Genomic DNA, 25191 nt, shown 5'->3' on the forward strand with positions numbered 1-25191 from the left:
CGATGACGTTCCGTTCGAACAGAGGTGCGGAAGAAGGGGTGGGCGGCAGACGGCCGGTCCGCTCGCTCACCGTCGCCACCGCGCTGACGGCCCTGCTGGTCATGACGCTCGGCAACGCCCCCGCCCCCGAGCCCACGGCCGCGGCCGTCGCCACGGACAAGGCCGCCGAGAAGGCGGGCAAGGGTTCCGCCACGGCCCTCACCGAGGACGCCGCCCAGGACCGTGCCGCGAAGACCGGGAAGAAGGTCGAGATCACCGGCCTTCGCGACGAGCGCAGCACGACGGTCGCCAACCCGGACGGCACCTTCACCGTCACCGAGTACGTGCAGCCGGTCCGCACCCGCAAGAACGGCGCGTGGACCGACATCGACACCACGCTGGTCAAGCGGGACAACGGAACCTACGCGCCCAGGGCCGCCGTCACCGCGATGGCCTTCTCCGGCGGCGGCGACCGCACCTTCGCCGAGATCGAGAAGGACGGGCGCGCCCTCTCCCTCGACTGGCCCGGCACCCTGCCCGAGCCCAGGATCGACGGTTCCACCGCGACCTACCGCGACGTCCTGCCCGGCGTCGACCTCAAGGTCACCGCGAACGCCGAGGGCTTCTCCCACGTCCTCGTGGTCAAGAACGCCGAGGCCGCCGCCCACCCCGACCTCGCCACCCTCGAACTCCCCGTCGACACCACCTCGGTGGAGCTGACGGAGAGCGCCGGCGGCGGTCTGACCGCCACCGACAGCGGTTCCGGCGGCGCGGTCTTCGAGGCGCCGAAGCCGTTGATGTGGGACTCCAGCGAGGGCACCGGCGAACCGGCCGACACCCCCGCGGCCCCCGGCGAGGACATCACGCCGCCCGACGGCGCCACCGTCGAGGACGTGGAGGTGGCCGTCGACTCCGACAGCGTCACCCTCACCCCCGACGCGGACCTGCTCACCGGCGACGACACGGTGTACCCGGTCTACATCGACCCCGTGTTCCGCACCGCCAACCGCACCGGCTGGACCATGGTGTCCTCCGACTCCCCGTCCGACTCCTTCTGGAAGTTCGACGACGACGAGGGCGTGGGCCTCTGCCCCTCCAACGTCTCCTTCCGCTGCTCCAGCGGCAGCGACAGGAAGCGGCAGTTCTTCGCCATCCCGACCGGGGCCTTCGAGGGCAAGGACATCGTCGAGGCGCAGTTCGCCGTGACGCTGGTCCACTCCTACAGCGACTCCGCGCGCGAGGTGCAGCTGGCCCGCGTCAACAGCACCGGCGCGAGCGCGATCAGTTCGAGGACGAACTGGTCCAACCAGCCCCCCTCGAAGGACACGATCACCGCCAAGTCGCCCACAGACACCGCCGGTTCGTGCACCTCGACCAACCAGAACGTGCGCTTCGGCGTGACGGGCACCATCCGGACCGCGGCCGACAAGGGCTGGGACACCACCACGTTCCGCCTCAAGGCCACCAACGAGTCGGACGTCTCGTACTGGAAGCGTTTCTGCGGCAACGCCCACCTCGAAGTGACCTACAACCGGCCGCCGTTGCAGCCGGACCAGGACGCCCTGCAGATGAAGCCGGGCGGGTCCTGCGAGTTCGGCGCGGCCACCGAGCACTACGTCACCGAGGCGCCCCGCGTCAGTGTCGTGCTCAAGGACCACGACCACAACGACACCGGCTCCAACTCCGAGAAGCTCCAAGCCCAGTTCAAGGTCTTCTGGGAGAAGGACGGCCAGACGGTCACGCACTACGCCACGACGGGTCAGCGCGCCACCACCAACGTCAGCAAGAAGATCACCCAGACCGGTCAGGCGACGTTCTTCTACACCATCGGCAGCGACGTCAAGGACGACGGCGAGGCCGGCTTCACCCTCCCGAAGAACACCGTCATCGGCTGGGCCGTGCGCGGCTACGACCAGGAGGCCTACGGCGCCTGGTCCTCCGACGGCACACAGACCCGCTGCGAGTTCATCTACGACCCCACGCAGCCCAAGTCGGCGACCGTCACCTCCGCCGCCTACCCGGACGACGAGGCCTGGCACGTCGGCACCGGCGACTACGGCAGCTTCACCATGGACTCCCCCTCCGCCGACGTCACCAAGTACACGTACCGCTTCACCGGCCCGCACGCGGTGAACACCCCGAAGACGGTGGCCGCCGAGTCCACCGGCGGCCCGGCGACCGTCCGCTGGATGCCGCCGAGCGAGGGCACGTACGCGCTGCACGTCACGGCCGTCGACGGCGCGGGCAACGCGCAGAAGACCCCGACGGTGCACGTCTTCCTCGTCAGCGACGGCCGGGCACCGGTCGCGGCCTGGACCCTCGGCGACGCCAGGGGCTCCACGAAGGCCGCAGGCAGCGGGGACGCGCCCGACGCCACCGCCGGCTCCGGTGTGACCTTCGGCGCCGGGGGACCGCTCGGCTCCGCCGACACCGCCGTCTCCTTCGACGGCACCGAGAACGCCTGGCTCGACGCGGGCGAGCCCGCCGTCGACACCGGCCGCACCTTCTCCGTCGGCGCCTGGGTGATGCTGCCCTCGCTGCCGAAGGAGAACATGACCGTCGTCAGCCAGGACGGCACCGCCCAGCCCGGTTTCGAGCTCGGCTACGACGTGGACTCCGCGTCGTGGACCTTCCGCATCCCCTACGGGGACATCGAGTCGCTCGGCACCTGGAAGGTCTCGGGCGCCGCCGCCGTCCCCGGCAGTTGGACGCATCTCATCGGGGTCTACGACGCCGAGCAGCGCATGATGATGCTGTACGTCAACGGCGTCCTGGTCGCCGACGACGTCCAGGCCCGCCGCACCACCTGGAACGCGGGCGGCGCCGTACAGATCGGCCGCAAGCTGGCCCTCGACGGCTACCTCGGACACCTCAAGGGCACGGTCGCCGACGTCAAGATCCACGACCGGGTGATCCCGCCCGCCGAGGGGCAGGAGCTGGGCGGTATCCGGCCCCACCAGCTCGCCTACTGGCCGCTCGACGCGTCCGCGTCCGGCCTCTCCCCGGAGGTCGACGGCGGCACCGGTCTCACCCTGGGCGGCGGCGCCTCCGTCTACCTGCCCGACGACTCCTGTGACCCCGAGGCCGACCCGGAGTGCGTACCCCCGGCCGAGCCGCTGTGGGGCGACGGGCACCTGGCGCTGAACGGCACGAACGCCTACGCGACCCGCGCCGCCGGCGTGCTCTCCGCGGAGGACAGCTTCACCCTCACCGCCCGCGCCCGGCTCGCCGCGCCCGGCTCCACCGCGGACCAGACGGTGCTCTCGTTGTCCGGCGCCAAGGGCAGCGCGATCACGGTCAAGTACCTGGCCGCGAGCAACCGCTGGCAGCTGAGGGTGACCGACGCGGACGCGGCGGCCCCGGCGGTCACCACGGTTCTCGACAACGGCGACCTGCCGAGCGCGGAGGGCGACGGCGACCATCTGGCGCTCGTCCACAACGCGGTCTTCGGTGACGTGCTGCTCTACGTCAACGGCGTCGCGGTGGCGGAGGCCCCCTGGGACAACACGTGGGACTTCACGACCACGCGCCTCCAGGTCGGCCGCACCCTCACCGGTACGGCCGGGAGCGAGTACTTCTCCGGGGCGGTCGACGAAGTCCGCATGTACCAGGGGCCGTTGGACGCGTCCCTGGTGACGTTGGTGGCGGTCATGCCGTCGGGCTCCAGCATCAGCGAAGGATGACCAGGCCGTTCTTCGTCCGCTGACCGTCCGTGGCTGATCGCGCGGTTCCCCGCGCCCCTCAGGGGCGCGGGGAACCGCGCGAGCGCCCCCACCGGCCGGTGGCCGCGCAACCGACCGACCGCGCCCGCCCGTAGCGCCCCGGCCCCACCCACTCCACCCCTCCCCCTCCACCCCCTCTCTTCCCGATCCCCTCCTGACGGGAGACGTCATGTCCTCGCCCCCCTGGTACCGGTCCCCGAGACCGGCCTGGCGCACCGGCCGACGCCGCGCCGCGCTCGTGCTCGGCCTCGCGCTGTCGATCGGCCTGCTGCCCCAGTACTCCCCCCAGGCCCTCGCCGCGAACGACGGCCTCACCAAGCCCAAGACCCAGACCGAACTCGACGACCCGGTCCGCGGCAAGAACGCCGAGCCCGACAGGTTCAAGCAGGGCGACGACGCCGCGAAGGCCGCCGTCAAGGACGCGGAGAAGACCGCCTGGCCCAAGGCGGCCACCGCCGAAGTCGCCCTCAGCAGCGACAAGGCCACCCGGGCCAAGGGCCTCCCCCTGACCGCCAGGGCCACCGGCGGCAGAGACGCCGCCGACTCCCTCCGCGTCGAGGTCCTCGGCCGCAAGGCCACCACCGCGGCCGGTGTCGACGGCGTCCTGTTCACGGTCGCCCGCGCCGACGGCGAGGACAGCAGGGGCACCGCCCAGGTCGCCCTGGACTACTCGGCCTTCGCGGACGCGTTCGGCGGCGGCTACGGCTCCCGGCTGCGCCTCGCGCAGTACCCGGACTGTGTGCTGACCACGCCGGAGAAGAAGAGCTGCTCGACGCCGACGTTCCTGAGGAGCACCAACAACGCGGCGCAGCAGACCCTCACCGCCAAGGTCACGGCGGCCGGCGACACGGCCGGCACCGGGACCCAGCTGGTGCGGGCCGCGACCGCGAGCACATCCTCGGCGACCGTGCTGGCGGCGACCGCCGGCGCGGAGGGCGACGGCGGCGACTACAAGGCGACGAGCCTGAAGGCGTCCTCCGAGTGGGGAGTCGACACCTCGTCCGGCGCTTTCACCTGGTCGTACCCGCTCACCACCCCGCCCGTCCCCGGGGGCTCGCAACCCAACGTCGGCCTCTCCTACAACTCCCAGTCGGTGGACGGCCAGACCGCGGCCACCAACAACCAGGGTTCGTGGATCGGCCAGGGCTTCACCTACGAGCCCGGCTTCATCGAGCGCAACTACAAGGCCTGCGCCGACGACGGTCACGAGGACACGTACGGCGACCAGTGCTGGGCGTACGACAACGCCACGCTGTCCCTCGCGGGCGGCACCTCCGGCGAGATCGTCAAGGACGACACCACCGGGGAGTGGCGGGTCAGCGGTGACGACAACTCCAAGGTCGAAAAGCTGACCGACGCCACCAACGGCGACAACAACGGTGAGCACTGGAAGGTCACCACGACCGACGGCACCCAGTACTTCTTCGGCCTGGGCCGCCTCCCCGGTTACAGCAGTGGCAAGGAGGAGACCGCCTCCACCTGGACCGTCCCCGTGTACGGCGACGACTCCGGCGAGCCCTGCCACGCCGCGGCCTTCGCCGACTCCCACTGCGTCCAGGCCTGGCGCTGGAACCTCGACCACGTCATCGACCCGCACGGCAATGTCATGTCGTACTACTACGGCAAGGAGACGAACCACTACACGCAGGGTCTGAAGACCGGCGAGAACGGCAAGGCGTACGTCCGCGGCGGGTACCTCAAGCGGATCGACTACGGTCAGCGCGCCGGCAAGGTCTACTCGACCGAGCCGTCCGCCCGTGTCGTCTTCACCACCGCCGAGCGCTGCGTCGGCGACCTCACCGACTGCGAGGCCTCCGACCTCACGGACGCCACGGCCGCCGACTGGCCGGACGTGCCCTGGGACCAGAACTGCAAGGCCGACACCAAGTGCGCCGGGCAGAACTCGCCGACCTTCTGGACCCGCAAGAAGCTCACGAAGATCACCACGCAGATCCGCACCGGTGACTCCACGTACTCGGCGGTCGACGAGTGGGCCCTCTCCCACGACTTCACCGACAACGGTGACGGCTCCAAGTCGCTGTGGCTGAAAGCCATCGACCACACCGGCAAGGTGGGCACCGACGTCCCGATGCCGTCCGTGGAGCTCTACGGCCAGCAGCTCGCCAGCCGGGTCGACGTGGCCGGCGACAACATCCAGCCCTTCCACCGCTTCCGTCTGTCGGCAGTGAAGAACGAGACCGGCGGGGTCCTCAGCGTCAACTACGCGGACACCCAGTGCACGTCGAGCACCCTGCCAGCGGAGGACTCCTCCACCAAGCGCTGCTTCCCGGTCAAGTGGAGTCCGCCGGGTGCCGAGGAGCCGATCGTCGACTGGTTCCACAAGTACGTCGTCGCCTCCGTCGTGGAGCAGGACCTCATCGGCGGCAACGCCGAGAAGATCACCTCGTACACCTACCTCGGCGACGCCGGCTGGCGGAAGGTCAGGCCCGACGGCATCACCACCGCCGAGTTCCGCACCTGGGGCGACTGGCGTGGCTACGGCCGGGTCCGTGTCGAGACCTCCGGCGGCACCAACTCGGCCGCGAACACCAGGGCCGAGCACATCTTCTTCCGAGGGCTCGACGGTGACGTCGACGCCGACGGGGACTCCCGCTCGGCCACGGTCAAGGACTCCGCCGGCACCTCCTACGAGGACTCCGACTGGAAGGCCGGCCAGGAGCTGGAGACGATCACCTACAACGGCTCCGACATCACCCAGCGGGCGGTCACGCTGCCCTGGACCCACGTCACGGCCACCCGCGTGGAGGACTGGGGCACCCGCCGGGCGCGCTACCTCCGCCCCGGCTCCGTCGACACCTACGTCTCCCTCGGCTCCGGCAACTGGCGCCACCTCAAGTCGACCACCGCCTACGACGACGAGGCCGGCCGCGCCATCCGCGTGGACGACGACGGCGAGGTCGGCGTCGCCGACAACGAGTGCACCCGCACCGAGTACGCCGACAACGCGAGCCTCCACCTCTACTCGTACGTCTCCCGCGTGGAGAAGGTCGGCGTCGACTGCTCGACGACGCCGAACCGCAGGACGGACGTCATCTCCGACGAGCTGACCCACTACGACGGTTCGACCACCCTGGGCGCGGCCCCCACCAAGGGCGACGCGACCATGACCAAGAAGCTGTCGGCGCACGACGGCACGACGGCCACGTACCGGACGACCGCGGCGACGACGTACGACGACCACGGGCGCCCACTGGTGGTGAAGGACGCGCAGACGACGTCGTCTGCGACGGCGTACACCTCCTCCACCACCTACACGGACACATACGGTCTGGCGACGAAGTCGACGACCACGAACAGGCTGGGCTGGACGACCTCCACCGAGTACGCCCCCCAGAGGGGTCTGCCCAGCGCGAAGGTCGACCAGAACGGCAAGCGCACCGAGCTGGCCTACGACGGCGCAGGCCGTCTCACCTCCGTCTGGCTGCCGGACCGCATCGGGCTGAGCGCCTCGATCAAGTACCAGTACCTGGTCCGCGGCGACGACGCTCCGACGGCCGTCCACACCCAGCGGATCGAGAACGACGGCACGTCGTACGGCAGTGAGTGGTCTCTGTACGACGGCCTTCTGAGGCCCCGCCAGGTACAGACCGAGGGCGCCGACGGCGGCCGTATGGTCGCGGACACTCTGTACGACGGCTCCGGCCGTGTGATGAAGGTCAACGACACCTACTCCACCGCGGGTGCCCCGTCTGCCACGCTCTTCGAGCCGGTGGACGCCGACCTCGACGCGCAGACGGTGACGGAGTATGACGGGGTCGGCCGTGTCACGGCGACCATCTTCAAGGTCCAGGGCGTCGAGAAGTACCGTACGACGTACGCGTACGGCGGCGACCGGGTCACGACGACCCCGCCCACGGGTGGCACGAAGTCGACCGTCGTGACGGACGCGCGGGATCGGACCACGGCCCGCATCCAGTACCCGGCGTCCGGTGACGCGGTCACCACCACGTACGACTACACAGACGCGGGCCTGCTGTCGCATGTGACGGACAACCAGGGCAACGCGTGGTCCTACACCTACGACCAGCTGGGCCGCAAGAAGTCGGCGGCGGACCCGGACGCGGGTGACACCACGTTCACGTACGACGAACTGGACCGGCAGACCTCGTACACGGTCAACGGCAACAGGACCTCGACCGTGTACGACGAACTGGGCCGCGCTGTCTCGACCTGGGACGGCGATGCCACCACCGGCACCAGGCTCTCGGTCACCAGATACGACACGGTCGCCAAGGGCGAGCTGTACGGCGTCTACACCTACAGGGACGGCGCGGTCTACTCGTCGGTGACCTATCCGACGCTCGACCCGGAGAACGACTACAAGCCGGTCTCGACCAAGTACTTCCTGTCGAAGACGGCCGAGCCGCAGCTCGGTGGCACGTACGAATTCACCACCCAGTACAACGACGACGGCACGGTGCAGGGCCAGGGCCTGCCGGCGGCGGGCGGTCTGACGGGCGAGGCGCTGTCGTACAGGTACGACGAGCTGCAGCGTCCTGTCGCGCTCAACACCTCCCTGGGCGGCGGCAACGGCAGTTATGTGTCGGACGTCACCTACTCCCCGACCTCGAACCTGGAACAACTGGAGCTGTCCACGGGGGACTCGTCGGCCCCCAAGACGTGGATCACCAACACCTTCGAGCAGGGCACGGACCGTCTGACCCGCTCGCGGATGGACGTGCAGGGTGCGCCGAGCGTCGCGTACGACGCGAGATACACGTATACCGCCGTGGGCGACGTCCTCTCCGTCGCTGACACCCCGTCCGGCGGCACGAGCGACGTGCAGTGCTTCGCGTACGACGGTATGCGCCGGCTGACGGACATGTGGACGTCGTCGGTGACTCCCGGCCGCGCGTCGGGCACGGGAGCATCGGAGAGCGCGTGCTCCTCGGGCGCGTCGTCCTCCACGGTCGGGGGAGCGGCCCCGTACTGGACGGAGTACGGCTACGACTCGATCGGAAACCGCACGAGCGACGTGCGGCACGGGCTGAACGGCGGGCCGACGTCGACCCGTTCGTACCGGTACGGAGAGAAGGGCTCAGGCCCGGACGGAGGGACCTCCGGCGCCCACACGGTGTCGTCGATCACCGAGACGACGACGGCGACCGGTACCACTCCGCAGATCACCTCCGAGGACACCTACACCTACGACGCGTCCGGCAACACCAGGACGCGCGTGCTGGACGGGGACACCCAGGCATTGGACTGGGACAGGCAGGGCGAGCTGACGAAGGTCACGAACGCCGATGGGTCGGTGACCTCATACAAGTACGACGCGCTGGGGCAGCGGATCCTGCGGGACACACCCGCCGAGAAGACGTTCTACCTGCCGGGCATGGAGCTCCACCTGGCGAAATCCACCTCCACGGTGACGGCGACGCGCTACTACACCTTCGCCTCGATCACCGTCGCGATGCGGGAGGCGGACGGCGTCCGCTTCCTGGCGGCCGACCACCAGGGCACAGCCCAGCTGGCGGTCGACGCGGGCACGGGCGAGACGACCCGTCGCCGTTCGGACCCGTTCGGCAACGCACGCGACGAGTCCACGTCGTCCTCCACCGGATGGGTCAACGACAAGGGCTTCGTAGGCGGCACGATCCAGGGGTCCACCGGTCTGACGACACTGGGGGCACGCGAGTACGACACGGACACCGGCCGCTTCATCTCGGCGGACCCGATCGTCGACTACACCGACCCACAGCAGATCAACGGCTACGCCTACTCCAACAACAACCCAGTCACCTTCAGCGACGCCTCCGGACTGCGGCTCGCGGAGTGCGTGGGCGGCTGGCAGGAGTGCGGCCCTTGGCCGACCGGCCACAAGCGCGGCGCGGTGTCCGCCAACCCCGACGGCACGGGCGGCCCCGCCCCGGCCGGCAACACCTACACGGCCGCGCAGGCGAAGGCGGACCACGCCCGGGCGGAGGAGGAGGCGGCCAAGCAGCGCGCCATCGCCATCGCCAAAGAACTCGGCAAGATCATCGCCGACGAGCTGGGCATCACGGACGCGTTGGACTGCTTCACCACAGGCAGCCTCGGCTCCTGCGGGGCGACCGCGGTGAACATCGTCACTTCGCTGATCGGCGGCGGTCCCGTCGGCAAGCTCGTCTCGAAGTACTGGTACCGGCTCGACAAGGCCTACGCCCTGGGCAAGCGCGTCGTCGGGCTCGGCAAGAAGCTTTGGAGCGGCTTCAAGGACTGGCGCAAGAGCAAGAAGACGGCCGACGCGGCCGAGTCGGCGGCCTCGTCGTGCAACAGCTTCACGCCCGGCACCCGCGTGCTGATGGCCGACGGCTCGACGAAGAGGATCGAGGACGTCGACATCGGCGACGAGGTCCTCGCCACCGACCCGGAGACCGGGAAGACCCGGGCCGAGAAGGTCACTGCCGAGATCAAGGGCACCGGCTTCAAGAACCTCGTCGAGGTCACCATCGACACCGACGGCGAGAAGGGCACCGGGACCGCCTCGGTCACCGCCACCGACGGCCACCCCTTCTGGGTGCCGGAACTCGGTGAGTGGCTGCGGGCCGAGGATCTCCGGTCGGGCGCGTGGCTGAGCACGAGTGCGGGGACACGGGTCCGGATCACGGCCGTCGAACGCTGGAGCGAGCTGACGGCCACGGTCCACAACCTCACCGTCAGCGAGCTGCATACGTACTACGTGCTTGCCGGCGACGAGGCCCTCCTCGTCCACAACAGGGGCGGTCGCAGCGACCCGGAGCAGGTCTGCCCCATCGGCAACTACGCGGGCGGGTCCATTCCCGCGCGGAGCAAGTCGCAGAGGTTCACGGATGAGGAGCACGACCAGATCGACGAACTGGGCTTCCGGTTCGGATGCCATACTTGCGGCACACTCGACCCGAGCGGTAACGGCAGGTTCGTTCCCGACCACCAGCCGATCAGCTCCTGGGTTCCGGATGGCACGCCCCAGCGGCTCTACCCGCAGTGCCGCCCCTGCAGCAGTCGACAGGGAGGCTGGGCAGGCCGGTTGAAATCGGTGATGAAAGGGCTCTATGAGGCAAAGGGCTATTGAGGGCCGTGAGTGGCTGGAGACGGACGGCGGTCCCTTCCTCCTGGCTCCGGTATCGCTGCTTCCCTCGTGGACGGGATACGAGGGTGACTACGATCTTGTCATCGAGGGGACGGACGCCGGACGGTCGGAGTGCTACCTGCTGCCGGGCCGGAACGTGGTGGTCCTCGGGGACGAACCCCTGGCGACCACGGTCATGGAGGCGCGTTCGCTGATCGTCCAATGGATCCACTCGGACTCCGAGGACGACCTCCGGGTGCATGCCTCCGAGGTCGATCTCGATTCCATTGCCTGGCGGGAGGGCCCGTTGCTGGAGAGTGACGGGTGCCTGGCGCTCATGGACGCTGCGCTCCCGGGGGCCGAGGCGACCGAGGACAGCGTGTTCGTCCTCGAACACGACGCGGGCACATTCCGTGTCGACAGCGCCGAGGTCCCCCTGGCTCCGCACTGCGCCGCGAAGCTCCACCGGCTCGTGCCGGTGAAGGCGAGTTAGCCGGACAACGGGTCCGGTGGGCCACCGCTCGGGTGGCCCACCGGACATCCGCCCGTTCTCCCCGAGGACATCGCTTTGCACCACCCGCTGCCCCTAACATGCCGTGTCAAGTGCATGATCGGCGGCGCGAAGGGCGAGCGAGCGTGGGCATCGAACACCTGGACGTACGGGCGCACGCGAGACAGCGCTGGGCGGCCAGGGCCGCACTGGGCTGCGCGGTCCTCGCCGTGCTGCTGCCCCTCGGCTACGCGCGCGGGGCGAGCCTCCTCCTCGTCGCCGGGGTCGTGCTGGGCGCCGGTCTCACCGCGGCCTCGCTCTGGTGGGTACTGACCCGGCGCGGCCCCGCCCGTGTCGCGGCCGGAGCGTTGGCCGTGGCCGCGCCGGTCGGCGTCGTCTGGTGGTTCGCCGTCGTCAACCTGCTCTGGGTCGTGATCGTCTCCGCCGCCCTGTGGGGCGTCGCCGTCTGGTCCGGCAAGTTCGCCCTCAGCAGCACCAAGTCCCACCTGGTGCACGTCCCCGAGCACCGCGTCCCCGCCCCCACCCGCCCCTTCCTCATCATGAATCCCAGGTCCGGCGGCGGAAAGGTCGAACGCTTCCGGCTGAAGGAGCGCGCCGAACGGCTCGGTGCCACGGTCCACCTGCTCGACCCCGCGCGCCACGAGGACGTCGCCGTCCTGGCCCGGGACGCCGTCAGGAACGGCGCCGACCTCCTCGGCGTCGCGGGCGGCGACGGCACCCAGGCCCAGGTCGCCGCCATCGCCGCCGCCTACGACGTCCCCCTGCTCGTCATCTCCGCCGGCACCCGCAACCACTTCGCCATGGACCTCGGCCTCGACCGCGACAACCCCGCCGCCTGCCTCGACGCCCTCACCGACAAGGGCGTCGAACTCCATGTCGACCTCGGCTACGCCAGCGGCCACCCCTTCGTCAACAACGCCTCGTTCGGCGCGTACGCCGCCGTCGTGCAGAGCCCCGCCTACCGCGACGACAAGGTCCGCACCACCCTGGAACTGCTGCCCGAACTGCTCACGCACCAGCGGGGCCCACGGCTCACCGCCCGCATCGGGGACGCCGTCATCGACGCGCCCCAGGCCGTCCTCGTCAGCAACAACGTCTACCGCAGCGACGACCTCGTGGGTCTCGGCCGCCGCGAACGGCTCGACGCCGGGGTGCTCGGCGTCGTCGGCGTCCGCGTCGACAGTGCCGCCGAGGCCGCGGGAATGGTGCTCGGCCCGAACGCCCCCGGTCTGAGTCTCCTCGTGGCTGACGAGATCGTCGTGGAGGCCGACCGTCCGGAGATCGAGGTCGGCGTCGACGGCGAGGCCCTCGTGCTGCCGACCCCCGTCCACTGCCGGGTCTCGCCGAAGGCCCTTCGTGTCCGGGTGCCCCGCGACCGCCCCGGTGTCCCCGAGCCCAAACCGCCGCTGGACTGGCGCCGGTTGCGCAAACTCGCCGCCGCGGTCGGCCGCACCGCCCTGCCCAAGCACCGCGAACGGTACGGCTGGGCGCAGGAGTTGTGGAACCGCCGTCGCTAGTGCCTGACGCGGCACTAGGACCGCCGGTCCACCGGATCCGCGTCGACAAGCTCCGCCCCCGCACGGTACTGATGGGGCATGAGCGACGACGGCGAACATCCGCACGGCGAACTCCCCTCCGGAGGCAGGGCGTCCCGGGCCACCGGCACCGGTCGTCTGGTCGGCGGCCGTTACCGTCTCGCGGAACGAGTCGGATCGGGCGGCATGGGCACCGTGTGGAGGGCGGTCGACGAACTCGTCGACCGTGAGGTCGCCGTCAAACAGCCCAGACTTCCCGGTGACACGCACGGCTCGGACAGCCCGCACGGCCCAGGCAGCCCGGGCAGTCCCGACGGTCCGGGCGGCCCCGAGCACGACGCCCGGCGGCGGGCCGCCAACCGGCTCTACCGTGAGGCCCGTGCCGCCGCCCGCGTCGACCATCCGTCCGCCGTCACCATCCACGACGTCGTGGTCGAGGGCGGGGCCCCGTGGATCGTCATGGAACTCGTCCGCGGGGAGTCGCTCCACGAGGTGCTCAAGCGCGGCGCCCTCAGCCCCGTCGAGTCCGCCCGTATCGGTCTCGCCGTCGTCGGCGCGCTGCACGCCGCGCACGCGGTCGGCATCGTGCACCGGGACGTCAAGCCCGCCAACGTCCTCCTCGGGCCGCACGGCCAGGTCGTCCTCACCGACTTCGGCATCGCCCATGTCCAGGGCGAGGAATCGCTCACCGTGACAGGGGAGTTCGTCGGGTCGCTCGAATTCGTCGCGCCCGAACGGATGGCCGGCCCCGGCGCCGCCGGCCCGCCCTCCGACCTCTGGTCGCTCGGCGTCCTCCTCTACGCCGCCGTCGAGGGCTGGTCCCCCTTCCGCCGCACCAGCCTGGAGTCCACACTCGCCGCGATCCTCTCCGCCGAGCCTCCGGTGCCGGAACGGGCGGGCCCTCTCGGTCCCCTCCTCGTACGCCTGCTGACCAAGGACCCGGCGCTGCGCCCCGACGCCGAGGAGACCGCCGGGTATCTGCGGGACGTGGCGGAGGAGCGCGTACCCGACGCCCAGACCCCTTTCGGCCTCAGCGAGTTGGGCGAGGACTCGGGGACGTTGCGGCTCGGGGTACGGGGTGCGGATCACGAAGACGCCCGCGACGTACGCGATGCACACGACGTACCCGATGCAAGCGACGTGCGCGACGTGCACGACGTGCACAAGGAAGACGCTCCGGTGGATGCGCCGGAGCGCGCGCCTGAGACGGCGGTTGTGCGCCCCGAGGCCGCAGGTGAAACGGAGGTTGTGCGCCCCGAGCCCCCGAGTGAAACCGAGGTCGTGCGCCCCGAACCCGCGCACCCCCGGCGCAGAGCCCCTGTCGGCCGCCTCGTCGCCGTGACCGCCGCCGGGCTCCTGCTGGCCGGTGGGGGAGCCTGGGCCGGGGTCGCGTTGGACGAGGACAGTGGTGTCACCGAGGTCGCCGAGCCCCAGGTCGGCTGGGCGGACGCCCGCGTCGCGTCCCCCAGCCCCAGCCCCACCCCCGGCACCACGGCGGGCACACGCTGGGTGGCCCACCGCGAGGCGGCCATGGACGCCGTCCTCTCCCTCCCCGGCCCCTACGAACGGATCCGCGCGGAGGGCGGCGGCGACGAACAGCCCCGAGTGGTCACCTACGAGGGCGAGAAGGTCGTCCGGGTGCGGCTGACGCAGTGGGACGAGGCGCCCGCCTCACCCATGGAACAGGCCAAGGACGCGACGGACATCGTGACGGGCGACGTGAAGTCGACCGCCCAATACACCACCACCAGCTTCCATGACCAGGAGGCCGTCCTCGCGGACACCACCCACCACCTGGACGGCACCCCCACCCGGGTCCTGGAACTGATCGTCCGCACCGACGACGACCGGATGTACGAGCTGCGCGTGGACATGCCGAAGGGCACGGCGGACGAGAAGAAGGGCACGGCCGTCTTCAAGGGAGCACGCCAGCGACTGGAGATCGGACCGTAGGCCGGGTCGGCCGCCGTCGGACCCGGAAGTGATCGACGCCGCATTCGCGGCCGCACGGCACCGCACGCCGCCCTGATCAGCGACTTCGTTGCCAGCGATCACTGGCGCGGTGTGCGCGCCATGCGAAACCCTGTTACCGCCGGGTACCCAAAGTCGTCCGGTCCGGAATACCCTGCGCGTCATGACGGACTCGCAGGCCCCCGAAAAGACCGGTACGACCACCACGGGAACGACCGGCACGGCAGAGACGACCGGCACCAACCCCCTCGCGGCGGCCCCGCAGGGCGCCCGTACCGCGGCCGACGTGGTCACCCCCGAACTGGTCGCCCAGCTCACCAAGGGCGTGGTCGGCTCCGGCCGCACCGCCAACCACACGCCCTTCACCGGCGAGAAGCTCGCCGACCTGCCGGAGTCCACCCCCGAGGACGTGGAGCGGGCCTACGAGCGGGCCCGCGCGGCCCAGGCCGTCTGGGCCCAGCGGTCCGTGCGGGAGCGCGCCGCCGTCCTGCTCCGCTTCCACGACCTGGTCCTCGAACGCCAGGCCGAGGTGCTCGACCTCATCCAGCTGGAGACCGGCAAGGCCCGCCTCCACGCCCACGAGGAGGTCCAGGCCGTCGCGGTCGCCGCCCGCCACTACGGGCGCAAGGCCCCCTTCTACCTCAAGCCGAAGCGGCACACGGGCGCCGTGCCGACCCTCACCAAGGTCACCGAACTCCGCCACCCGCGCGGCGTGATCGGCCAGATCGCCCCCTGGAACTACCCGCTCGAACTCTCCGTCGGCGACGCCATCCCCGCCTTCGTCGCGGGCAACGCCGTCGTGATGAAGCCCGACACGGAGACCTGCCTGACCGCCCTGTGGGCGCGCGACCTCCTCATCGAGGCCGGCCTGCCCGCCGACGTCTTCCAGGTCGTCCTCGGCGAGGGTCCCGTCATCGGCCCCGAGGTCGTCAAGCACGCCGACTACGTCTCCTTCACCGGCTCCACCCGCACCGGCCGCGAGGTCGCGCAGGGTGCCGCCGCCCGGCTCGTCGGCGTCTCCCTCGAACTCGGCGGCAAGAACGCGATGCTCGTCCTGGAGGACGCCGACATAGAGAAGGCGGCGGCGGGCGCCGTCCGCGCCTGCTTCTCCTCCGCCGGCCAACTCTGCATCTCCATCGAGCGGTTGTACGTCCACGAGGCCATCGCCGACGCCTTCCTGGAGCGCTTCGCCGCCCGCACCAGGGCCATGCGCCTCGGCAAGTCCCTCGCGTACGGCGCCGAGATGGGCTCCCTCGTCGGCGAACGCCAGCTGGAGACCGTCACCCGCCACGTCGAGGAGGCCGTGGAGAAGGGCGCCAAGGTCGTCGCGGGCGGCGTGGCCCGCCCCGACATCGGCCCCTACTTCTACGAGCCGACCATCCTCGACGGCGTCACGGAACCCATGTCCGTCTGCACCGAGGAGACCTTCGGCCCGGTCGTCTCCATCTACCGCTTCACGGACGAGGACGAGGCCGTCGCGGAGGCCAACTCCACCGCGTACGGCCTCAACGCCTCCGTCTGGACCAAGGACGGCCGCCGCGGCCGCGAGGTCGCCTCCCGCGTCCGCGCCGGCACGGTCAACGTCAACGAGGGCTACGCCTCCGCCTACGGCTCCGTCCAGTCCCCGATGGGCGGCATGAAGGACTCCGGCCTCGGCCGCCGCCACGGCTCCGAGGGCATCCTCAAGTACACGGAGGCCCAGACGGTCGCCCAGCAGCGCCTGCTGCCCATGGCCCCCTCGCTGGGCATGGACGACGAGAAGTACGCCCAGTTCATGAGCCGCAGCCTGAGGGTGATGAAGGCGCTGCGGCTCCGCTAGGTCTTCGGGCCCGCCCACCGTTCTCAACGAGGAGAGCACGTGTCGTACGACTACGACGTCATCGTCGTCGGATCCGGATTCGGCGGTTCGGTCACCGCCCTGCGCCTGACCGAGAAGGGCTACAAGGTAGGCGTCCTCGAAGCGGGCCGTCGGTTCACGCGCGAGTCGCTCCCCAAGAACTCCTGGGACCTCAAGAACTACCTCTGGGCCCCCGCCCTCGGCATGTACGGCATCCAGCGCATCCATCTCCTGGGCAACGTCATGGTGCTGGCCGGGGCCGGCGTGGGCGGCGGCTCCCTCAACTACGCCAACACCCTCTACGTACCGCCGAAGCCGTTCTTCGAGGACCCGCAGTGGAAGGACATCACCGACTGGCAGGAGGAGCTGAAGCCGTACTACGACCAGGCCCGCCGCATGCTCGGTGTACGGCTCAACCCGACGATGACCCCGTCCGACGTGCACCTCAAGGCCGCGGCCGAGCGGATGGGCGTCGCCGACAGCTTCCACCTCGCCCCGGTCGGCGTCTTCTTCGGTGACGGCGAGGACGCCGACGGCAAGGCGAAGGCGGCCCCCGGCGACCAGGTCGAGGACCCCTACTTCGGCGGCGCCGGCCCCGCCCGCAAGGCCTGCACCGAGTGCGGCGAGTGCATGACCGGCTGCCGCCACGGCGCGAAGAACACCCTGAACGAGAACTACCTCCACCTCGCCGAGAAGGCGGGCGCGGTGGTCCACCCGATGACGACGGTAGTGGCCGTGACGGAGGACTCGCAGGGCGGCTACGCCGTGACGACCCTCCCGACCGACAACCGCAGGAAGGGCGCGGGCCGGGTGTTCAGGGCCCACCGCGTCGTCCTCGCGGCCGGCACCTACGGCACCCAGACCCTGCTGCACCGGATGAAGGCGGGCGGCCAACTCCCGCACCTCTCCGACCGCCTGGGCATGCTGACCCGCACCAACTCCGAAGCGCTGGTCGGCGCCCAGACCGACAACCGCCGCTACCGCAAGGCGCACGGCGCGTCCGAGGTCGACTTCACCCGGGGCGTGGCGATCACCTCCTCCATCCACCCCGACGAGAACACGCACATCGAGCCCGTCCGCTACGGCAAGGGCTCCAACGCGATGGGCGGCCTGTCGATCCTCCAGGTCCCGTACGCCGGCGCCACCGCGTCGGGCGCCGGCCGTGTCCTCGGCTGGCTGGGGTACGCGGCCAAGCACCCCCTGCTGGTGGCCCGTTCGCTCTCGAACCGCCGCTGGTCGGAGCGGACCATCATCGGCCTGGTGATGCAGTCCCTGGACAACTCCCTCTCGACGCATCTGAAGTCGAAGGGGCTGGGCAAGGGTCTGTTGACGGCACGTCAGGGCCACGGCGCGCCCAACCCCAAGCAGATCGAGGCCGCTTCGATGGCCGCCTCCACCATCGCCGCCGAGATCAACGGCTTCGCGGGCAGCAACGTGGGCGAGCTGATGGGCACCCCGCTCACCGCGCACTTCCTCGGCGGCTGCCCCATCGGCGCCGACGCCGAGGACGGCGTGATCGACCCGTACCACCGTCTCTACGGCCACCCCGGCATCTCCGTCGTCGACGGCGCCGCCGTCTCCGCGAACCTCGGCGTCAACCCGTCCTTGACGATCACGGCACAGGCCGAGCGGGCGATGTCGTACTGGCCCAACAAGGGGGAGGCGGACCGGCGCCCGGCTTCCGGCGAGGCCTACGAGCGCCTCGCCCCCGTGGAGCCCCTGCACCCGGTGGTCCCGCCGGACGCCTTCGGCGCGCTGCGGCTGCCGCTGATGCCGGTACCGACGGTGCCGCCGAAGAAGTAGCCGTCCCGGCGGAAGAAGAGTTACGGAGAAGGACCCGCACCCCCCTCCGAGCGCGGGTTCTTCTCTCGTGTGCCAGATGTGACTGGTGAGTGGTGCGAAGGGTTGCCCTGGCGATGACAGTTTTTTCGTGTGATGCGAGTCACATCTGAAGAGGGCGGGAGCGGCACAACCGATGGGCGCCCCGCGCCGTCACATACATGTTCGATGGGGCCTGTGGGGCCCCTGTGAGGCATGAAACGAAAACCATGAAGGTGGGGGACATGAAGTCGACGATGTCGCGGGTGGCGGTGGCCGTCTCGGTCGTGGCCACGCTGGGATTCACCGCGGCGTGTGGTGGGGGCGGCGACGAGGACAAGGCGGAGACGAAGCCGTCGGTCGCGGGAAGCGCCTCGGCCGACGACGCGAAGAACGGGGACGACGGCGCCGGGAAGGCCCCGCTGACCGAGGCCCAGCTGAAGGAGGCGGCCCTCGCCAAGGGGGACGTGAAGGGCTACAAGATCTCGGACATGCCGGCGGACGACATGCCCGCCGAGACCGTTCCCGCGAACCCGGCCGCCTGCCAGCCCCTCGCGAACATGTTCTTCTTCACCTCCGACCCGCAGGCGGAGGCCCGCACCGGCCGCCGGGTCACCTCGGTGGACCAGCTCTCCGCCAGCGTCATCGCCCTTGCCCTCGCCGCGCACGAGCAGAGCGACGCCGAGAAGGTCATGGCCGACCTCCGCGAGGCGACGGAGAGCTGCGACAAGTATGAGCAGGTCGGCAACAAGTACTCCGGCATCGAGACCCTCCCCGCCCCCGAGCAGGGGGACGAGGCGGTCGCGTACAAGCTGAAGGGCGACATCGAGGGCACGAAGATCCCGATGTCCTTCACGGTGGTGCGCAGCGGCTCGACGCTCATCGCGTTCTCCTCGATGAACATGCTCGACGCCGACAAGGCCGAGGTGCCCGCCGAAGTCCTGGACGCGCAGGTCAAGAAGCTGGAGAAGGTCGCCGCCGGCTGACACCGGTCACGGCCGACAGCAGTCACGGCCGACGCCGGTCGCGGGTGACGCCGGTGACGGCTGACGAGGGGATCTGCTCCGTGTCGTGAAGGAGGGGAGGACGGGCTCCGTGTCCGTCACGCCCACCTCGGAGCAGTTCCGCCGGTCGGCCCCGGGCGTCCCCGGAGCCGGCCGTTCTCTTCGGTGACCGGGCTGCTGTCCCCTGCCGTCCGGTCACCACCCTGGAGCGAGGTCCCACGGCGCCCGGCACGATCCGGACGCCTCATCGCTCCAGCGGAGCCACGCGTGGTTCTTTCGGGCCCGTACCTGGCTGGCGCGGACACCGACACCAACGAAGCGTGTCGTACGGCAGTCACGCGCCGTACGGGTGAGAGAGCAGGCGTACGTACGTGCGCCGCCGGTGCGCGCCGGTCAGAGGCGGCCCCGGCACAGCTCCAGCAGGGTCATGGCGAGCGCGGTGCCCGGCTTGCCGAGGGCGTCGCTGTAGTGGGCCAGGATCTCCATCTCCCGCGACAGGTTCACGCGCCTGCCGCCGGACTCGATCCGCGCCTCCTGGATCACGGCGGAGACCGCCACGCGTTCCTGGATCAGGCCGATGATCCGGTCGTCCAGGGCGTCGATCCGCTCGCGGGCACCGGTGATCACACCGGCCGCCTCGGAGGTATGGGCGCCGGTCTTCTCGGTGGAGGTGATGGTCATCTCTGGGCTCCTGGTCGGAAGTCGAGGAACTCCCCGGAGCGGCAAGACCCGGAAAACGCCAGACGCCCCGGACCTTGTCGGCCCGGGGCGCCTGGGGAAGTCGCTTGTCAGTTGCTCAAGCAGCACGACCATGGCAGCCGGTGGGCCCGGTGCCATAGCTAAAGAGGAAGGTCGAGTGCGCAAGCATGCGGCCAGTATGCCACGCCCCACCACCGTGCCCGCCCGCCCACGGCTTCTTCGACGCCGCCGCCCCGCCCGCCTGCGGCCCCTTCCGCGCCGCCGCCCCGCCCGCCTGCGGCTCCTTCCGCGCCGCCGCTCACCGTCGCCTCGTGCCCGCCGGCCGCGAGGCATTCGTGCCGCCCAACCTCGCCTCCAGCCTCCCGCCTCACCTCCAGCCTCTCCCCTCTCCCGGCTCGGCCTCCCGCCTTGCTGCCCCGGCTTTTCCGTGTCGTTCCGCCACGCCTTCTGGCGCCCGGTCTCGCCGCCAGCCTCCCTGCTGCGGCTCCTGCCTCCTGCCCCGCCTTTTCCGCGTCGTCCCGCCGCGCCTCCCCCCGACCCCGCCCCTGCCTTCCGCCCCGCCCCGGCCTTCGGCCTTGCCCCGGCCGCTCACCGTCGCCTCGCCCCGCCGGCCGCGAGGCTTGGGCGTCGCCCCTGCCATCGCGAGGCCGCACCCTGCCGTTCTCACGCCCTCTGGGACTCGCTCGCCTCGTAGGGGCCCGGGGCGGAGCCTTCGGTGGGCCCACGTCATGTGCGGGAGCCCCGCTAGACTCGGACCACACAGACCCCCGCCCACCCGCCGGAAGGCACCCCGTGTCATCAGCGAACCCCGCTGCCGCCGCCCCCGACACCGTCCTGGTCGTCGACTTCGGCGCCCAGTACGCCCAGCTCATCGCCCGACGGGTCCGCGAGGCCCGGGTCTACAGCGAGATCGTGCCGAGCACCATGCCGGTCGCGGAGATGCTCGCCAAGAACCCGGCGGCGATCATCCTCTCCGGCGGCCCCTCCTCGGTCTACGCCGAGGGCGCCCCCCGCCTCGACCGCGCACTCTTCGAGGCCGGCGTCCCCGTCTTCGGCATGTGCTACGGCTTCCAGCTGATGGCCACCACCCTCGGCGGCACCGTCGACAACACGGGCGCGCGCGAGTACGGCCGCACCCCCCTGCACGTCTCCAAGTCCGGCAGCACCCTCTTCGAGGGCACCCCCGACGAGCAGTCCGTCTGGATGTCCCACGGCGACGCCTGTTCCGCCGCCCCCGAGGGCTTCACCGTCACGGCCTCCACCGACGTCGTCCCGGTCGCCGCCTTCGAGAACGACGAGAAGAAGCTGTACGGCGTCCAGTACCACCCGGAGGTCATGCACTCCACGCACGGCCAGCAGGTCCTGGAGCACTTCCTCTACCGGGGCGCGGGCATCACCCCCAGCTGGACCACCGGCAACGTCATCGAGGAGCAGGTCGAGGCCATCCGCGAGCTGGTCGGCGACAAGCGCGCGATCTGCGGTCTCTCCGGCGGCGTGGACTCCGCGGTCGCCGCGGCCCTCGTCCAGAAGGCCATCGGCTCCCAGCTGACCTGCGTCTACGTCGACCACGGCCTCATGCGCAAGAACGAGACCGAGCAGGTCGAGAAGGACTTCGTCGCCGCGACCGGCGTACAGCTGAAGGTCGTCGACGCCGAGGAGCGCTTCCTGAAGGCGCTGGCCGGGGTCTCCGACCCCGAGCAGAAGCGGAAGATCATCGGCCGCGAGTTCATCCGCGTCTTCGAGCAGGCCCAGGCGGAGATCATCGCCGACGAGGGCCCCGAGGTCGCCTTCCTGGTCCAGGGCACCCTCTACCCGGACGTCGTCGAGTCCGGCGGCGGCACCGGCACGGCCAACATCAAGTCCCACCACAACGTGGGCGGCCTGCCGGAAGACCTCGAATTCAAGCTGATCGAGCCGCTGCGCAAGCTGTTCAAGGACGAGGTCCGGATGGTCGGCCAGGAGCTGGGCCTCCCGGAGGAGATCGTCCAGCGCCAGCCGTTCCCCGGCCCCGGCCTCGGTATCCGTATCGTCGGCGAGGTCACCAAGGACCGCCTCGACCTGCTCCGCGAGGCCGACGCCATCGCCCGCGAGGAGCTGACGGCTGCCGGTCTCGACCGGGACATCTGGCAGTGCCCGGTGGTGCTGCTGGCGGACGTCCGGTCCGTCGGCGTCCAGGGCGACGGCCGCACCTACGGCCACCCGATCGTCCTGCGCCCGGTCTCCTCCGAGGACGCCATGACCGCCGACTGGTCCCGGCTGCCGTACGACGTCCTCGCGAAGATCTCCACCCGCATCACCAACGAGGTCGCCGACGTCAACCGCGTCGTCCTCGACGTGACGAGCAAGCCCCCGGGCACCATCGAGTGGGAGTAGCCCCGTGGGGATCCCCGGTGATCCTCAGGTCCGCTTGAGGGTCCGCACCGGCCCTCCGGGCTTCCAGACCTGGACGACCAGGTACTTCTCGTCCTCGACGTAGGTCCGCACGACCTCCGTCAGCTCGGTGCGGAAGAGGTGGAACGGCTCCGGCGGTTCCACCTCTTCGCCGTACGCGGCCTTCACGGCGGGATCGTCGACCTCGACCGCCCGGCCGCTCACCCGGACGTCCCCGCCTCCCATCTCCGTGCCCGGCCCGGGGTTGGCCTGCAACGCGAAGCGGGAATCGCGGCGCAGATCGAGCGCCTTGAGCGAGTCGGGCATCATGCCCAGCCACAACTCCCCCTGTGTGAACCGGACCTCCAGCCCGGTCGTACGCGGCGAGCCGTCCTTGCGGAGGGTGGCGAGGACGTGGTGGGTGAAGGCGCCGAACCGCGCCTCGACCGTCTGTGCGAGTTCGGGTTCGGCGGCGACGAAGGCGCCCCAGTTCGAAAGATTCTCCGGCATACGTCGAGTCTCGCGCGGATACCCGACAACCACTGTCCGGTTACCCGGAGCAACGACAAGGAACAGCTCGACCCCGAGCAGAGTGTGCACGGCTGGCATGCTTCTGTGACTTGCGTAACGGTTGCGCACTCTCTTCACGGAACGGGCCTGTTCCGTATGGGGGACCGACGGTAACTTCCGATTCGTAAAGGAAGTCACTCTGGAGGACACATGCACGGGCCCACACCGCCCCTGCCCCTACCCACCGACCAGCTCCGGTTCGCCATGCCGCCGATGCACGAGACGGTGGAGGACGAACGACGGCACCGCAAGGAACGGCTGGCCGGGGCCCTGCGGATCTTCGGGCGCATGGGGTTCGAGGAGGGGGTCTCGGGACACATCACCGCGCGCGACCCGGAGTTCAGCGACTGCTTCTGGGTCAATCCGTTCGGGATGCCCTTCAAGCACGTCACGGTGAGTGACCTGGTCCTCGCCAACCAGGACGGCCAGGTGATCGAGGGCCGCTACCACGTGAACCAGGCCGCGTTCACCGTCCACGCCCAGGTGCACGCCGCACGCCCCGACGTCGTCGCCGTCGCCCACTGTCACTCCGTGCACGGCCGCGCCCTGTCCGCCCTCGGCGAGCTGCTCGACCCGATCAGCCAGGAGTCCTGCGCCTTCTACGAGGACCAGGCGCTCTACGACCACTACACGGGTGTCGCCGTGGACGCGGACGAGGGCCGCCGTATCGCCGACGTCCTCGGCAGCCGCAAGGCCCTGGTCCTGCGCAACCACGGGCTGCTGACGGTCGGGGACTCGGTCGACGCGGCGGCCTGGTGGTTCCTGTCCATGGAACGCTCGGCCCAGGTCCAGCTCACCGCGAAGGCGGCGGGCCGCCCCCTGCTCATCGAACATCGGCTCGCCGCCGCCACCCGGGAACAGGCCGGCGGCGACCTGGTGGCCTGGATCAACTACCAGCCCCTGTGGCAGGACATCAGCCGCAGCGAGCCGGACCTCCTGAGTTGACCGGACCTGCCGAGACCGGACCTGCTGGGCTGACCGGGCCTGCTGAGCCGAGGAGGGCATGGCCGGACGGGCCCGGGGGCCTGCCGTTCCGCGCGCCGTCAGAAGTCGCGCAGCACCGCCGCCTTCGTGGCGGCGAACTCCTCGTCCGTGAGAACGCCGTCGCGGTGCAGCTCACCGAGTTCACGGAGCCGACGGAGGAGGGTGTCATGGTGGTCGGAGGCCGGAGGCTCCGCCGTGACGCCCACGGCCTCCGGCCCCGACCGGTCCGCGTGGCCGTTCACCCGTGTCGACGGATGCGGGAGCCGCGCCGTGACCGCCGTCGCCACGAGAGCCGTGAGCAGGTCGCGACGTGTACTGCCCCACAGGTCGAGGGCGAACGGGTCCCGCTCCGGCGGCAGCTTCGAGAACATGGTCTCGCGCGTCACGAACCGCAGGAAGCCGTCCTCATAACCGGAGTTCGGCAACCACTCGACCTGCACCAGCTCACCGACGTCGATGATCCGCGGGCCGGTCGCGCGCTTGACCCGGTCGGAGGTGTCGTTCCAGTCGATCCGCACCCGCGCCCCGTCGAACGACACCGTCCCGTCACTGGACCGCACCGACACCGGCACGGGCGGACCCGGCAGCAGATAGACCCTGGCAGGCTCCTTCGGCGTCTGGTCCAGCAGCATCGACTGCCGTATCTCCTCGGCCACGTACTCGGCGATCCCCGACCGGTCGACATCGACCGTCAGCCGATACGGGTCGGCCGCGTCCGGCAGCCGCCCACCCGTGGCCTGCAACAGCGGATCACTGCCTTCGCGCAGCCGCAACCGCAACCGCCCGCGCTTGCGTTCGGGTTCATAGACGACACCGGCCACCGCCTCCAGCGGCACCGCGATCTCCCCGTACGTCTGCCGGAACAGGGCCACGGAACGGTGCAGGCCCGGCGTGATCCGGACCGTGCTGCCGTCGAAGGCCCAGACGCCGTCACGCTGGATGATCTCGGCCATACGAGGATTCTCCCAGCCGGGTCAACACGGACACCGGAACTTCACCCCGCGCCTCCCAAGCACGGAGTGGCCCTGCCGAATGCGGGCCGTGTTCCATACGGCACAATTCGCTGTCATCGCAGGGCAGTTGTACGGCTGCACGGCTGTGGTAGTGAGCGGACGTACGTACGACACCGCTCGAGGGCGG

13 protein-coding genes are annotated in these 25191 nt (G+C 70.6%); 10 read left to right on the forward strand and 3 right to left on the reverse strand.

Features of this window, described 5'->3' with window-relative positions:
• Positions 1-2 precede the first annotated feature (2 nt).
• From HW837_RS21455 to HW837_RS21490, 8 genes are all read left to right on the forward strand, one after another.
• Positions 3-3662, forward strand: a complete 3660-nt coding sequence (locus HW837_RS21455; protein ID WP_193380560.1) for a LamG-like jellyroll fold domain-containing protein — start codon at positions 3-5, stop codon at positions 3660-3662.
• A 208-nt stretch (positions 3663-3870) separates the two neighbouring features.
• Positions 3871-10755 (forward strand): RHS repeat-associated core domain-containing protein, encoded by a 6885-nt coding sequence (locus HW837_RS21460; protein ID WP_093790426.1) that lies wholly within the window; start codon positions 3871-3873, stop codon positions 10753-10755.
• Positions 10736-11245: an Imm21 family immunity protein gene (locus tag HW837_RS21465; protein WP_045559510.1), complete on the forward strand. Its 510-nt coding sequence runs from the start codon at positions 10736-10738 to the stop codon at positions 11243-11245. Before HW837_RS21460 ends, HW837_RS21465 begins: the two co-directional genes overlap by 20 nt.
• 143 nt (positions 11246-11388) lie before the next feature.
• Positions 11389-12780 (forward strand): diacylglycerol/lipid kinase family protein, encoded by a 1392-nt coding sequence (locus tag HW837_RS21470; RefSeq protein WP_045559511.1) that lies wholly within the window; start codon positions 11389-11391, stop codon positions 12778-12780.
• Between the two features lie 78 nt (positions 12781-12858).
• Positions 12859-14751, forward strand: a complete 1893-nt coding sequence (locus HW837_RS21475; protein WP_193380561.1) for a serine/threonine-protein kinase — start codon at positions 12859-12861, stop codon at positions 14749-14751.
• A gap of 181 nt (positions 14752-14932) precedes the next feature.
• The gene (locus tag HW837_RS21480) at positions 14933-16588 is read left to right on the forward strand and encodes a succinic semialdehyde dehydrogenase (protein WP_093790425.1); all 1656 of its coding nucleotides are present in this window, start codon (positions 14933-14935) and stop codon (positions 16586-16588) included.
• A gap of 39 nt (positions 16589-16627) precedes the next feature.
• Positions 16628-18409, forward strand: a complete 1782-nt coding sequence (locus HW837_RS21485) for a GMC oxidoreductase (RefSeq protein WP_045559514.1) — start codon at positions 16628-16630, stop codon at positions 18407-18409.
• Between the two features lie 260 nt (positions 18410-18669).
• Positions 18670-19410 (forward strand): hypothetical protein, encoded by a 741-nt coding sequence (locus HW837_RS21490; protein WP_234442636.1) that lies wholly within the window; start codon positions 18670-18672, stop codon positions 19408-19410.
• Between the two features lie 411 nt (positions 19411-19821).
• Here the strand turns inward: HW837_RS21490 and HW837_RS21495 are convergent, their stop codons facing one another.
• Positions 19822-20109 carry a chorismate mutase gene (locus HW837_RS21495; protein WP_193380562.1) on the reverse strand — a complete coding sequence of 96 codons (288 nt, stop codon included), beginning with the start codon at positions 20107-20109 and terminating at the stop codon, positions 19822-19824.
• 810 nt (positions 20110-20919) lie between these two features.
• On the opposite strand from HW837_RS21495, the gene guaA reads away from it, so the two are divergent.
• The gene (gene guaA, locus HW837_RS21500) at positions 20920-22500 is read left to right on the forward strand and encodes a glutamine-hydrolyzing GMP synthase (RefSeq protein ID WP_060887733.1); all 1581 of its coding nucleotides are present in this window, start codon (positions 20920-20922) and stop codon (positions 22498-22500) included.
• A 24-nt stretch (positions 22501-22524) separates the two neighbouring features.
• On the opposite strand, the gene HW837_RS21505 is transcribed toward guaA, so the two are convergent.
• Positions 22525-23007 (reverse strand): pyridoxamine 5'-phosphate oxidase family protein, encoded by a 483-nt coding sequence (locus HW837_RS21505; RefSeq protein WP_045559517.1) that lies wholly within the window; start codon positions 23005-23007, stop codon positions 22525-22527.
• Between the two features lie 210 nt (positions 23008-23217).
• On the opposite strand from HW837_RS21505, the gene HW837_RS21510 reads away from it, so the two are divergent.
• A complete protein-coding gene (locus tag HW837_RS21510) occupies positions 23218-24012 on the forward strand; it encodes a class II aldolase/adducin family protein (protein ID WP_045559518.1) in 795 nt (264 codons plus the stop codon).
• A gap of 98 nt (positions 24013-24110) precedes the next feature.
• Here HW837_RS21510 and HW837_RS21515 read toward each other — a convergent pair whose 3' ends face one another.
• Positions 24111-25004, reverse strand: coding sequence for a DUF4429 domain-containing protein (locus HW837_RS21515; RefSeq protein WP_045559519.1), 894 nt, complete (start codon positions 25002-25004; stop codon positions 24111-24113).
• Positions 25005-25191: the final 187 nt, after the last annotated feature.

Origin of the sequence: Streptomyces caniscabiei (assembly GCF_014930365.1) — a bacterium.
In the GTDB taxonomy this organism is placed as follows: Bacteria; Actinomycetota; Actinomycetes; order Streptomycetales; family Streptomycetaceae; genus Streptomyces; species Streptomyces caniscabiei.

Coding starts and splice junctions, on each gene's coding strand:
- HW837_RS21455 (WP_193380560.1), top strand. CDS start 3: ATGACGTTCCGTTCGAACAGAGGTGCGGAAGAAGGGGTGGGCGGCAGA.
- HW837_RS21460 (WP_093790426.1), top strand. CDS start 3,871: ATGTCCTCGCCCCCCTGGTACCGGTCCCCGAGACCGGCCTGGCGCACC.
- HW837_RS21465 (WP_045559510.1), top strand. CDS start 10,736: ATGAGGCAAAGGGCTATTGAGGGCCGTGAGTGGCTGGAGACGGACGGC.
- HW837_RS21475 (WP_193380561.1), top strand. CDS start 12,859: ATGAGCGACGACGGCGAACATCCGCACGGCGAACTCCCCTCCGGAGGC.
- HW837_RS21480 (WP_093790425.1), top strand. CDS start 14,933: ATGACGGACTCGCAGGCCCCCGAAAAGACCGGTACGACCACCACGGGA.
- HW837_RS21490 (WP_234442636.1), top strand. CDS start 18,670: ATGAAGTCGACGATGTCGCGGGTGGCGGTGGCCGTCTCGGTCGTGGCC.
- HW837_RS21495 (WP_193380562.1), bottom strand. CDS start 20,109: ATGACCATCACCTCCACCGAGAAGACCGGCGCCCATACCTCCGAGGCG.
- HW837_RS21505 (WP_045559517.1), bottom strand. CDS start 23,007: ATGCCGGAGAATCTTTCGAACTGGGGCGCCTTCGTCGCCGCCGAACCC.
- HW837_RS21510 (WP_045559518.1), top strand. CDS start 23,218: ATGCACGGGCCCACACCGCCCCTGCCCCTACCCACCGACCAGCTCCGG.
- HW837_RS21515 (WP_045559519.1), bottom strand. CDS start 25,004: ATGGCCGAGATCATCCAGCGTGACGGCGTCTGGGCCTTCGACGGCAGC.